An 11955-nucleotide genomic window follows, 5' to 3' on the forward strand; every position below is an offset into this window, starting at 1 on the left:
TGGCCACCCCCAGCGGGGCCGCCGCCGCCACCACCAGACGGCGGCGGTGGTGGTGGTGGCGGTGCCGCGCCCTGGGTTCCGCCTTGGGCCGCGGCCAGCGGCGAGGGACGGAAAACGGTCTTCTCACCGCTCATCGCTGGGTCCTCCTCACGCACCACAATTCCATGTTCAGATCAGGCCAGTCGCCGGCGATGTAGAGGCCCAGCGCCGGGGCGGTGGCGAAATCCTTCCAGTCAGGGTGGCTGCGGTCCAGTTCGAAATAGACATAGCCGGCCATGGCGCGGATCTGCGACGGCGGCGCGGCGACCGCCGACAGCGGGACGCCCGGCAGTGCGGCCTGCACCAGCTGCTGCATCTTGTTGACCGCGCCGATCTTGGTCACCGACGGCAGCGAGCGCCGCACATCCTCTGCCGGCCGGCGGGTGGACACGGCCAGGTAGAAGCGACCCTGATCGTACAGCCCGCGATCGGTGATCGTCGAGACATAGGCGCCGGGCTGCAGCAGCTTCAGTTCCAGCTGCACCGCCGAGCGGCTGAACTCGGTCGAGAGACCCGCCCGCAGCGCATCGACCACCGGCTTGAAGCACATCTCCAGGTCTTCATGGTCATAGGTCGGGAAATCGCCAGGGCGGCGATCGGCACGGGTGAAGGTGGCGAGTTCGCCGGCAAAAGCGACGAAGCAAGTGAACAGACGTTCCGGGTGCACGCGGTCCAGTCGCTGCAGATGCTTCAGTTCCGGCTGCCAGCGGTTGAGCAGTTGCAGCAGCAGATAGGCCGCAAACGTCTCGCTGCCGCCATCGGCGCCTTCGACGGCGCGCATCGACAGTTCGTCCTGCCGCTGTTCCAGCCGGCCGAGGATGTCGATCAGGAAGCCGGCCAGGGTCGGCGAGGCACGAATGTCGAGCACGGGCGGGATGTAATTTTCGTCCCACACGATCTTGCGGCCTGTGCGTTCGCGGATGCGGGCGATGCCGATCTTGGTACGGCCGGCCAGATCGGCCTCCTCGATGCCAAAGTGCAGATTGGGCAGCGCCACCTCCACCCGCTCGACATTGCGATCGGGGTCGGCGGAATCAACGATGTCGCGCTCGGCAATCAGATAGCGGGTGACATTGGCCTCGGCACTGTCAGGCCTTGTGAACAGCACGGCGCCGTCCTGCCGGGCTGGCAGCGTGAGATAGACGATCTCGCCGCGCACCTGGTCGTTCACATCAAACGGCGGCGGCGGCGGCAGGTCACCGGGCACAGCGATCACTTCGCCATCGGGCATCACCGCGACCAGCCGCTTGACGCCAACCTGCGCGCCGGACGCCAGGTCTTCATCCAGCGTCAGCTCGACGATCCCCCAGGGATGTGCCAGCGCGCCAGACAGGCGCGCGTTGAGCGCCGCGCTGGCCCCGTCGCCGGCCAACTGCAAATGCTGCGGCCGCAGGAACAGCCCTTCAGACCAGACTGGATTGGTCACGTCACTCACCCCCCGCCGGCCGTTTTGCCGGTGTCGATGGTTGGCCCGCTCCCGGCCCAAATGCAAGGTCGCGCAGCACCATCAGCCGATCACATAATTGTCGAGGAAACTGTCATCCTCCATCGACACCCGCGATCGCCAGTCGGTGGCATATTGCGAATATTGCAGGCCAGCCCGCCCAGCGGCGGAATATTTCGGCGTGTCATCAAGATAGGCCTTGAACCAGCGCTTGGCGACCTTCTTGGCAAAGCTCTTCACCAGCGCCTTCACCGATTGCTTTGGCACCGAAGACACCGCCGAACTGTACAGATCGAACAGCATCCCGGCCTTCTCGCTGGCATCGACGGCGATCAGCAGGCAGCGCTGGATGAAGGCGCGATCCCGCAAGGTGATCGCGCTCACCGGTGGCGCCCGGCTGAACAGGTCGTTGGCGACCAGCACCGTCTCCTCCTCGCTCAGCAGGATCTGTTCCTTGGTGAAATACAGATCCGGATAGAGATCCTTGCCCATGCGTCCCTCCCCCCAGGGTCGCGGCGAAGCGGCTCAGGCCGCCGCCACGAAGTCATAATGCAGCTTGTCGTCCGGCGCGGTCACTTCGATGCGCTCCACGGTCACCCCATCGGCCATCCGGCCGAGCAGTTCGGTGGAGAGTGTCGGCAGCATGTCGTTGGTCAGGATATTGTCGATCATGCGGCCGCCGCTGGCGATTTCGGTGCAGCGCGACACGATATGATCCACCACCGACTGGTCGTAGGTCATGGCGATCTTGTGGTTCTCCTTGATGCGCTTGACGATGCGGCCCAGCTGCAGCCGCACGATGCCGCCCAACATTTCCGGGCTGAGCGGGAAATAGGGCAGCACGATCAAGCGGCCGAGCAGCGCCGGCGGGAACACCTTCAGCAGTTCCGGGCGCAGCTGCTTGGCCAGTGTCTCCACGTCCGGCGCCGTTTCCGGGTCGGCGGTCAGGTCCATGATCATGTCGGTGCCGACGTTCGAGGTCAGCAGGATCAGCGTGTTCTTGAAATCGATGTAGCGGCCTTCGCTGTCGTCCATGTAGCCCTTGTCGAACACCTGGAAGAACATCTCGTGCACGTCGGGGTGGGCCTTTTCCACCTCGTCCAGCAGCACGATCGAATAGGGCCGGCGCCGCACCGCCTCGGTGAGCACGCCGCCCTGGCCATAGCCGACATAGCCGGCCGGCGCGCCCTTCAGCGTCGAGACGGTGTGGGCTTCCTGGAACTCGCTCATGTTGATGATGATCATGCTGTCATCGCCGGCATACATCAGCTCGGCCAGCGCGTGCGCCGTCTCGGTCTTGCCAACACCCGACGGGCCGCACAGCATGAACACGCCGACCGGCTTGTTCGGGTTGTCCAGCTTGGCGCGGCTGGTCTGGATGCGCTTGGTGATCGCCTCCATGGCATGATCCTGGCCAATCACCCGCTTCTTCAGGCTGTCGGCCATGGTCAGCACGCCAGCGATTTCGTTCTTGACCATGCGGCCCACTGGCACGCCGGTCCAGTCGCCGACCACGCTGGCCACCGCATTGGCATCCACCTGCGCAAACACCATCGGCGCATCGCCCTGGGCGGTTTCGACCTCGGCCATGGCGGCCTGCAGCGCGGCGTCATGCTCGGCGGTGTCCTCGCCTTTCTCGGCGGCTTCGGCCCGTGCGGTGCGGGCGGCGATCACGGCGCCAACAGCGGCCTTTTCCGCCTCCCACTTGGCGTTGATCTCATCAAGCGCAGCCCGGGCCTCCACCAGCGCCTCGTCCACCTCGTCGATGCGCTTGGGGCTGGCCATGCCGGCGCCGGCTTCGCGCACCGCGATTTCGCGCTCCACTTCCAGCAGTTCGACCCGGCGCAGGCGGTCTTCCACCGGGGCCGGGGTGGCGTGCTGGCTCACTGCGACGCGGGCGCAGGCGGTATCGAGCAGGCTCACCGCCTTGTCGGGCAGCTGGCGCGCCGGGATATAGCGCTGCGACAGCTTCACGGAGGCTTCCAGCGCTTCATCGAGCACATTGACCTGATGGTGCTTGACCATCGCATCGGCGACGGAGCGCAGCATGGCAATCGCCTTGTCGGTCTCCGGCTCGCCCACATTGACGGTCTGGAACCGGCGGGTGAGCGCCGGGTCCTTCTCGAAATATTGGCGATATTCGGCCCAGGTTGTGGCCGCGATGGTGCGCAGCTTGCCGCGGGCCAGCGCTGGCTTGAGCAGGTTGGCGGCATCGCCAGTGCCGGCCGAGCCGCCGGCGCCGATCAGCGTGTGGGCTTCATCGATGAACAGGATCACCGGGCTGGCGGCGGCCTCGACCTCGTCGATCACCTGGCGCAGGCGCTTTTCAAATTCGCCCTTCACCGACGCGCCAGCCTGCAGCAGGCCGATATCGAGACTCCGGAGCGTCACGTTCTTCAGCACTGGCGGCACGTCGCCATCAGCGATACGGCGGGCAAAGCCCTCGACCACCGCCGTCTTGCCGACCCCGGCCTCACCAGTGAGGATCGGGTTGTTCTGGCGGCGGCGCAGCAGGATGTCGACGACCTGGCGGATTTCGGCATCGCGGCCAACGATCTTGTCGATTTCGCCGCTGCGCGCCTTGGCAGTCAGGTCCACGCTGAACTTGGCCAGTGCCGAGCCTTCCTGGGCCGGTTCCAGCCCCGGTTCGCCATCGCTGGCACCGCCGCCGCCCGTGGTGGCCAGCCCGCCCGCCTCATTGGCCTCGCTGCTGGCGGCGGTGATGCTGGCAAAGCTGGCGGCCAGCTTGTCGGCATCGATCTTGCGATATTCGTTCGACACGCCGGTCAGCACGTTCTTCAGGTTCGGCGTTTTCAGCATGGCAAAGATCAGATGGCCGCCGCGCACCTTGCCAGCGTTGAACATCAGGCTGGCATAGAGCCAACCCTTCTCTACCGCTTCCTCGACATGGTTCGACAGATCCGACACCGAAGACGCGCCGCGCGGCAGCTTGTCGAGCGCGGCCACCGTGTCGCGGCCCAACTGGCCTTCATCCAGGCCGAAATGAGCGCGGATCATCGCCAGATCGCCCTTGGGATCAGCGTTCAGCGTGTGCAGCCAGTGCACCAGTTCGACATAAGGATTGCCGCGCAGCTTGCAGAAGCCAAACGCAGTCTCGATGGCCTTGAGCGCGCTCGGCGCAAGGCGGCCGAACAGGGCGGCCCGGCTGATTTCGGTCATGCTGCATCCTCCATGGCGTCGGCATCAGCCGGGCCTGCTTGGTTGTGGGTTCGTTCGTGAATCGTAAGATCGGTGCGGGTGCGAACATGGCCCTTGGGCGCGATCCAGCTGGTCCAGCCCAGCCGGGTCGGCAGCGCATCCCCCTTGGCCGACAGTTTCGCTGGCTGAATCAGATGTTCGGCAATCGAAACATGCGCCCGCCAGTTGATGTGGTGCGGCAGCGAGGCGCGCGCCGCTTCCGCCAGCAACTGGTGGCTGCGCCCGCCGGGCAGCAGGTCATAGAGATCGGCCATGCTGCGCGCCCGAATGGCGAAGGCGACATCATATTCCACGCTCCAGAAACGGCCGCCCAGCGTGGCGCCAACCCCCAGGGTGGAATCGCTGCGGCCCAGCCGCGTCCGTTGATCAGCCGGCACGTCGCGCCAGCGGCCCACCGCCTCGCGCACCGTCACCCGCCGGCCGAGCAGGTTCGACAGCAGGGACGAAATGGCGGTGGGCGAGCGCAGCGAGGCGAGGTGACCGCCATATGGCAGCCGCCGCCAGCTGTCGAAATGGCCGCTGTCGGCCATCGGCGGGCGCGTGCCGGGCACCAGGAAGGCGAGTTCGGTGATGCCGGCGGTGGCGCCGATATAGCCGGCAAACAGATCATCGCCGGGCCGCGCCGCGTTGGCCGCCGGGTGGGCATTGGCCCAGGCGCGATAAAATTGCTGCAACGGCCGCGTGGTGAGCAAATCGAGGAACTGGTTGAACGGCTTGGGCCCGCGCCGACCCCGTTCATACATGGCAATTTCGGTCAGGTGGCCGGGCAGCGGGCCCATCGGGCCAGTCAGGCCCAGATGCTGGGTCTGCAGCGTGGGGCGCCGGCCCTCCGTGTTCCAACCGGCCACGGTGGTGCGCGGGAAGCTGAAATCGGCGACATGGGCAAGGTCCACCACTTCCTGGCCCGGTTCCAGCGACTCCCCGATGCGCGGCCGTTCGGGCGTCGCGGCTTCCACGCCCGACAGCGCGGCGAACACGTCCCAGCGCTGCGGGTCCGCGGCCAGCTCGGCAAACAGCCGGCTCAGATCGTCGGTCGACGGCCCGCCCATGCGCCCTCCCCGTCACCCGGTTGGCCGGTCTCGGCTGACACGGCTTCCCAAGCACGCCAGTCCCAGCTCAGGCCATTGTCGGCCTTCACCTCGCACTCGGCGAAGCTGTTGATCGTGGCGAAATCCGCCAGGAACCGCGACACCACGGTCGAGAACAGATAAGCGGTGCCGGCTTCATAGCTGTTCCACGCCAGCTCCAGTGTCAGCCGCTGGCCGCGCAGGAAGGCCAGACGGCTGCTGCCCGACGCCCGCCGCGTCACCAGCTTCGACGTCAGCCCCGCCAGGCCCTGGATCTCACGCCGCATCACCGGCGATTCATCGCGCAGATAGAGGCTCAGGTGATCGGCCAGCGCCTCCGCCGAGCCATCGGGTCGCACGAAGCCATCGCGGCCCGGCGCCAGGTGCGAAACGATGCGCCAGCCTGAATCCGCCAGCCCCATCGGCGGCTGCGGCCGGGTCGGACCGATCAGCAAGTCGATGCCACCAATGGCTTTCATGTCCATCATCGTCAGATCGAGTCGCGCTGCACCGGGGCGCAGCCGCGTCGGTAGCGCCCGGTTGGTCACCAGCCCGCGCACGCCCAGTTCGATGATGCCGGCCGCCAGCACCGGGTTACCGGGCGACGAAAGACTGATCCAGCTTTCGGTGCCGATATAATCGCCTTCACGGCGGCGACGGGTCTCGGCCTCGGTCAACCGGCGCAGGCGGCGACGCAGCGAATAATAGAGCGGCTTGGCCCCGCGCTCGACACGGCGGGCGTAGAGCGGCAGCGCCGGCGTGCCGACCATGTCCTCGGCGGCATAGCCGGTAACGCTGTCCAGCCGGTAGACCTCGTAATCCAGCGCCGCGGTGCGGTCCGGCAGCACGATGTGATCGGCCTGCTTGCGATCGAGCAGCACGCGATCAAACCGCTTTTCAAACAGGTTGATCGCCGGCGTGACGAACGGCACCAGGCTGTCGTCCGCCAGCGCGCCGGCCAGTTGCGTCACCGCGCGCTTGAGCGGGATCACCACATCAAGGCCGCGATCCGCCTTGGCAAAGCCCGCCTGCAACCCCGTCAGGCAGACGAAGCGGAACTTCTGCGGCATGGCGAAATATTCGGCGAGCAGACGATAGCCGCCAAAGCTGCGCTCCTCATCGGGCAGCAAGGCCTCGCCCGCGCCAAAGCCCAGCGGCGCCACCGGGCCGGCCGGCTCGTTCCAGCTCAGCTTGCGGCCGCGTTCCGGCGCCACCAGACGCACGCCCATATTGTCGGCCAGCAGCTGTTGATAAAGCAGGCCAGGCACATCGCCGCTGCCGCCCAGGAACAACGGCAAACGGTCGATCGGCAGCGCCGACAGCGGCGCCGCCGATGTCGCCTCGATGCGAAAACGCACCCCGGCGTCGCCGCGCGCCTCCCCACAGGCCGCCGCGACCGCGGCGCGGGTCGGCAGATACTCCAGTGCCGTCACCCGAAACGGCCACAAGGTCACATCCTGCCCGGTGGTGAATTGCACCGGCAGGGTCATGTCGCCTGACAGGCTGGCCATCAGCGTCGATCCGCGCGGGTGCAGCACCCCGCCTGGCGGCGTCGCATCGCCATCCTGCGGGCGAAGCGCCACGATCGCCATCGCCGGTGTCGGCGCCAAATAATGTGGATAGAGCGCCTCCAGCAGCGCCTGGGTGAAGCGGGGGAATTCCTCCTCCATCTTCACCCGCACGCGAGCGTTGAGGTACGCGACACCCTCCATCAGCCGCTCGACATGCGGATCCGGATCGGTCGGCGCATCGAGGCCGAGCATGCCGGCCACCTGGCGGTTGTCTTCGGCGAATTCGGCGGCGCGGCGGCGCAGATACATGAGTTCTCGGTTGTAGGCCGAGAGCAGGCGCGGATCGGTGGCGCTCATGCGCTCACCTCCACTTCGCCGGAATCCAGCGCCACTGCCGTCTTCAACTCGACATGGCGCTCGTCAATGGCGCCCTTCAGTTCGCCGGTAATGGTGAAGCGCACCTTGTTCTCGTTGTCGATCTCGCTGGTGTCGAACAGCACTTTCACGGTCGACGCGATCAGCCGCGGTTCGAATGCACGCAAGGCAGTGGCTATATCGCGGGCGCGGCTTTCCAGGCTGGCACTGGCGACGCGCAGCGCGGTCAGATCGGGCACGCCCTGGTTCAGCACTGACGTGGCAATCTCCGGATAATCGTCCAGCGGCACCACGGCCCCGAAGTTGATGTCGTTGATGATCCAGGCGATGTCGCGGATCACCACGGCCTTCAGGTCACGCTCGCCAAAGCTGTCCACCGCTGCGATATGGCAGGGCAGCACATCGCGCGTGCCATCGCCCTTGACCCGGCCCAGCGGGGCAATCAGCTTGTCCAGCACCGATGGCTTCAGGGGCCGCTCGTCGCGCATCTGGCCCCCCTTCTCACTCCATCACGAGCTGGCGCAGCTCCAGAAGTCCAGCCTCCGGTCCGTCGCTGGTCAGCAGATGCTGGCCCAGGCCGATTTCCAGCCCGCCCTGGTCCCGCCAATCGGTGGCGCGCGCCAGCATGAGGCCGGCTTGGCCGCTGCTGCCGGTGCCGGGATAGGTGACCGGCAGCATCGCCGCCGAGGTCTGGCCCGAGCGCAATTCGATATCGACCGACATCCAGATCAGATCGCGCAAATCCTCCGGGCCCTTGGCCACGATGCGCTTGACCGCGGCAAAGGGCAGGAAGCCATATTGATCGCCCACGATCACTTCCAGCATCGGGCCGAAGCGCGGATCAGCATCGCCGATCCAGGCAAAACTCTCGCCATTCAGGCTGCCGGCACTGGCCGGCGCCGCCTCTAGCGCCGCCATGGCGCGGCTTTCGGCATCCGGCGCCTGCACCGCACTGGCATGCAGCGCATCGAGCAGGCCTTCGACCCAGGGTTCGGTGCCCACGATCGATTGCGGCCGTTCCTTGCCGGCCCACACCGCATCGCGCACCATCATGGCGCCCAGCGCCTGGTTGTAAACGCCGGCCAGCATCATGGCCTTGGGTTCGGCGGTGGAGAGCGCTTGCAACTGCGTGCCGGCCTTTTCCCATTCGCCATGCAGCGCGATCAGCTGCCAGAAAAACTGCCGGGCTTTGGAATCGCCCGGCTCCATGCGCAGCTGGGTCGCAAGCGCGGCGCGAGCGCCGGCGATATCACCGCTTTGCAGCAGCGCCTGAGCGTCCATATCCATCTCCATCCGGCGGCCGGGGGCAAGCGGCACGCCGGTCAATCCGCAGCCCGGCCGGCGCGGCGGACGTGCGGGCGGCGACCAGGGCCGCTACCCGCACGCAGCTGCATCAGGACTTGGCGTTCGCCTCGACGTCGAAGGTGTAATCGCCAGCGGCGCTGACCGAGCCATCGTCGGCCTGCTTGAAATACTCCACCTTCGCCTTGGCAAAGTTGAGCGTGACATTTTCCGTCAGCCGATCTTCACCGCCCGAACCGCCGGTGGAAACCGACGAGACCAGCAGCTTGGTGAGCGTGATCTTCAGATAGACATAGGGCTTGTCCCCCGCCTTGCGGACGCTGAGCACGGCTTCCGTGATGTGCTTGCCGGTCAGGCACATCAGCTGCAGTGGCGGCGAGGCCGCATCGATCCACTTGGTGAAGGACAGATCCTGCACATTGGCCTTGCCGGAGCCGCCGCCGCCGCCGCTGTGGAAGGAGCCCGACTGGGACATGCCCCACGACCAGGCCAGCACGTCGATGGTGCCGACATTGCTGGCGTCGGCGTCCTTGGACTCGCCGGTGACGCCATTGATTTTGAAGAACATATCAAGTGCCATTGGAACTCTCCTTACTCTAACGGGTTTCAGTCAGCAGTTACGTCGTCAATTTCCAGCCTGGCGCAGGGCCGAGGTCATGCCCAGCGTGATATCCATGCCTTCCATCTGGAAATGCGGCACGAATTCGAACTGGGCGCGGTAATAGCCAGGGTTTTCCTCGTCTTCCTCGATCTTGATCCCGGCCGCCTTCAACGGCTTGCGGGCCTTGTCCTGTTCGGAGGACAGATCCGGCATGTTGTCGACATACATCGACACCCAGCTGGTCAGACGGCTCTGCATCTGCGTCGCCGTCGGCGTGCCGCCCACCCAGTCACGCACCATGCACTTCAGATAATGCGCAAAGCGGCAGCTGGTGAACAGATAGGGCAGACGGGCCGACAGCCGCGCGTTGGCGGTGGCGCCCTTGTCGGCATATTCCTTCGGCTGGTGCAGCGTCTGCGCCCCGATGAAGGTGGCCTGGTCGGTGTTCTTGCGGTGGATGAGGCCGATCAGGCCCGCCGCCGAAAGTTCACCCTCGCGCCGGTCCGAAATGGCGATTTCGGTCGGGCACTTCACGGCGGTGTCGCCATCTTCGGTGGGGAACATCGCCACCGGCAGGCCTTCCACCGTGCCGCCTGATTGCACGCCGCGGATGCGGGTGCACCAGCCGAATTCCTTGAACGCGGCATTGATGCGCACGGCCATGGCATAGGCCGAGTTCATCCAGGCATAATTGTCGTGGTTGCCGCCGATATCCTCTTCGAAGGCGAACTCCTCGACAGGTTCCGACACGGCGCCATAGGGGCGGCGGGCCAGCACGCGCGGCATGGTCAGCGCGATATAGCGGCTGTCATCCTTGGCGCGCAGCGAGCGCCAGGCGGCATATTCCGGCGTATCGAAAATCTTGCCCAGATCACGCGGCTTGGCGAGATCCTGCCAGCTTTCCATGCCGAACAGTGCGGCCGACGTGCCCGAAATGAACGGCGCGTGGGCGGCGCTGGCCACCTTGGCCATGCCTTCCATCACCTCGACATCGGTGGGCATGTGGCTGAACTGATAGTCACCGACCAGGCAGCCATAGGGATGGCCGCCAAGCTGGCCGAATTCGGCCTCATAGACCTTCTTGAACAGCGGCGACTGATCCCAGGCGGCGCCGCGATAGGAAGAGAACATGCGGCGCAGCTCGTCCTTGCCGACGTTCATCACCTTGATCTTCAGATCGCTGGCGGTTTCGCTGTTCATCACCAGATAGTTCAGCCCGCGCCACGCGCTTTCCAGCGCCTGAAACTCGGGATGGTGGATGATCTGGTTCACCTGCTCGGTCAGCTTGCGATCGAGCGAGCTGATCATGCTCTCGATCGTGCCAATGACGTCACCGGGCACCAGGTTGGTGCCGGCAAGCGCCTGCTCGGCCAGCGTGCGAACCGCGGATTCAACGCGGCTCTTGGCCTCGTCGGTGCGCGGCTTGAATTCCTTCTGCAGCAGGCTGGAAAAATCGTCCGTCGTCAGTTCGGTCGCTGCTGCGCCCGCGCCCTGCACGGCATTGGGATCACTCGCCATCGTCCATTCTCCTCGAGTTCGTGCCGTTCAGATCAGGCGTCGCCGCCGGAACGGGCCTTGGATTCGGCCGCCAGCGTGCCCAGCAGATCAGGGTTCTTCAGCAGCTGGTCGATCACGTCCTGCGCCTTGTCCTTGCCGTCCATGTAGGCGAGCAGGTCAGACAGCTGGCGGCGGGCTTCGAGCAGCTTGGCGGTGGCCGGCACCTGCTCCGCGACTCGGCCGGGGGTGAAGTCGTCCATCTTGTTGAAGGTCAGATCAACCGAGATCTTGCCTTCACCGGTCAGAGTATTGTCCACCATGAAGGCGGCGCGCGGTGCAATGGATTTCTGGAACTCGCCAAAATTGTCCATGTCGACGTTGACGAAATCGCGTTCGGCCATTTCCTTCTTGGGCTTTTCTGATTTGCCAGAAAGGTCAGACATGACCCCCATGACAAACGGCAGGGAGATCTTCTCGACAGACCCGTAAGTCTGCACCTCGTATTCGATGTGAACGCGCGGGCTGCGGTTACGCTTGATGAATTTCTGGCCTTCCTGAGCCATGGTCGTTTCCCCTTACGTTTAGTCGGTCTGCCAAGAATCGGTGCCGAAAAGCCCAACCTTCTGAGTGTGCTTCAGTCCTCCTTGATTGCCAAGAGGCGACGCGCGTCGGAGGTTGAATCCGGCGAAATCTCCTTGATCAGGGCATAGAAGTCGAGATCGACCCAACGGCGCACGCGCTGCAGCATCAGCGGCACCGGGCTGGTCGGCTCATTTTCGGAATAATAACGGATGATGGCTTCCAGCGCCGTCTGTACGTCGCCGCGGTTGCGCGGCACGTCAAAGCCGAAGGCGCGCGGCGCGGCCTTGGCGCCGGCCGCCGGCGCTGCGCCGCCATCAC

General features: G+C 65.5%; 10 protein-coding genes and 1 pseudogene. All 11 read right to left on the reverse strand.

The genetic code is table 11. The features are described 5' to 3' along the window. Positions 1-130 precede the first annotated feature (130 nt). A complete protein-coding gene (gene tssK / locus GJ693_RS09650; RefSeq protein ID WP_197042085.1) occupies positions 131-1465 on the reverse strand; it encodes a type VI secretion system baseplate subunit TssK in 1335 nt (444 codons plus the stop codon). 81 nt (positions 1466-1546) lie between these two features. Continuing rightward, the gene (locus tag GJ693_RS09655) at positions 1547-1975 is read right to left on the reverse strand and encodes a hypothetical protein (RefSeq protein ID WP_156256101.1); all 429 of its coding nucleotides are present in this window, start codon (positions 1973-1975) and stop codon (positions 1547-1549) included. Between the two features lie 33 nt (positions 1976-2008). Next, entirely contained in the window at positions 2009-4663 is a 2655-nt protein-coding gene (tssH, locus tag GJ693_RS09660; RefSeq protein ID WP_156256102.1) for a type VI secretion system ATPase TssH, read from the reverse strand. After that, complete coding sequence (tssG, locus tag GJ693_RS09665; RefSeq protein ID WP_156256103.1) at positions 4660-5751, reverse strand: type VI secretion system baseplate subunit TssG; 1092 nt, start codon at positions 5749-5751, stop codon at positions 4660-4662. Before tssG ends, tssH begins: the two co-directional genes overlap by 4 nt. Then, on the reverse strand, positions 5724-7637 hold the full coding sequence (gene tssF, locus GJ693_RS09670) for a type VI secretion system baseplate subunit TssF (protein WP_156256104.1): 1914 nt from the start codon (positions 7635-7637) through the stop codon (positions 5724-5726). Before tssF ends, tssG begins: the two co-directional genes overlap by 28 nt. Then, the gene (locus GJ693_RS09675) at positions 7634-8143 is read right to left on the reverse strand and encodes a type VI secretion system baseplate subunit TssE (RefSeq protein WP_156256105.1); all 510 of its coding nucleotides are present in this window, start codon (positions 8141-8143) and stop codon (positions 7634-7636) included. The genes tssF and GJ693_RS09675 overlap by 4 nt, the downstream gene beginning before the upstream one ends. 13 nt (positions 8144-8156) lie before the next feature. Further along, on the reverse strand, positions 8157-8936 hold the full coding sequence (locus GJ693_RS09680; protein WP_197042086.1) for a type VI secretion system accessory protein TagJ: 780 nt from the start codon (positions 8934-8936) through the stop codon (positions 8157-8159). 112 nt (positions 8937-9048) lie between these two features. Then, positions 9049-9537, reverse strand: coding sequence for an Hcp family type VI secretion system effector (locus GJ693_RS09685; RefSeq protein ID WP_156256107.1), 489 nt, complete (start codon positions 9535-9537; stop codon positions 9049-9051). A gap of 45 nt (positions 9538-9582) precedes the next feature. Beyond that, positions 9583-11076, reverse strand: coding sequence for a type VI secretion system contractile sheath large subunit (gene tssC, locus GJ693_RS09690; protein WP_156256108.1), 1494 nt, complete (start codon positions 11074-11076; stop codon positions 9583-9585). Between the two features lie 32 nt (positions 11077-11108). Continuing rightward, a complete protein-coding gene (gene tssB, locus GJ693_RS09695; protein WP_156256109.1) occupies positions 11109-11618 on the reverse strand; it encodes a type VI secretion system contractile sheath small subunit in 510 nt (169 codons plus the stop codon). A gap of 71 nt (positions 11619-11689) precedes the next feature. Then, positions 11690-11955, reverse strand: a pseudogene (locus tag GJ693_RS16885) (hypothetical protein); the annotation flags it as partial.

Origin of the sequence: Sandarakinorhabdus oryzae (assembly GCF_009733735.1) — a bacterium.
Taxonomy (GTDB): domain Bacteria; phylum Pseudomonadota; class Alphaproteobacteria; order Sphingomonadales; family Sphingomonadaceae; genus Sandarakinorhabdus; species Sandarakinorhabdus oryzae.

Excerpts from the sequence above, each read along its gene's own strand:
- GJ693_RS09675 (WP_156256105.1), bottom strand. The coding sequence starts at position 8,143 with ATGCGCGACGAGCGGCCCCTGAAGCCATCGGTGCTGGACAAGCTGATT.
- tssG (WP_156256103.1), bottom strand. The coding sequence starts at position 5,751 with ATGGGCGGGCCGTCGACCGACGATCTGAGCCGGCTGTTTGCCGAGCTG.
- tssH (WP_156256102.1), bottom strand. The coding sequence starts at position 4,663 with ATGACCGAAATCAGCCGGGCCGCCCTGTTCGGCCGCCTTGCGCCGAGC.
- GJ693_RS09655 (WP_156256101.1), bottom strand. The coding sequence starts at position 1,975 with ATGGGCAAGGATCTCTATCCGGATCTGTATTTCACCAAGGAACAGATC.
- tssF (WP_156256104.1), bottom strand. The coding sequence starts at position 7,637 with ATGAGCGCCACCGATCCGCGCCTGCTCTCGGCCTACAACCGAGAACTC.
- GJ693_RS09680 (WP_197042086.1), bottom strand. The coding sequence starts at position 8,936 with ATGGACGCTCAGGCGCTGCTGCAAAGCGGTGATATCGCCGGCGCTCGC.
- GJ693_RS09685 (WP_156256107.1), bottom strand. The coding sequence starts at position 9,537 with ATGGCACTTGATATGTTCTTCAAAATCAATGGCGTCACCGGCGAGTCC.
- tssB (WP_156256109.1), bottom strand. The coding sequence starts at position 11,618 with ATGGCTCAGGAAGGCCAGAAATTCATCAAGCGTAACCGCAGCCCGCGC.
- tssC (WP_156256108.1), bottom strand. The coding sequence starts at position 11,076 with ATGGCGAGTGATCCCAATGCCGTGCAGGGCGCGGGCGCAGCAGCGACC.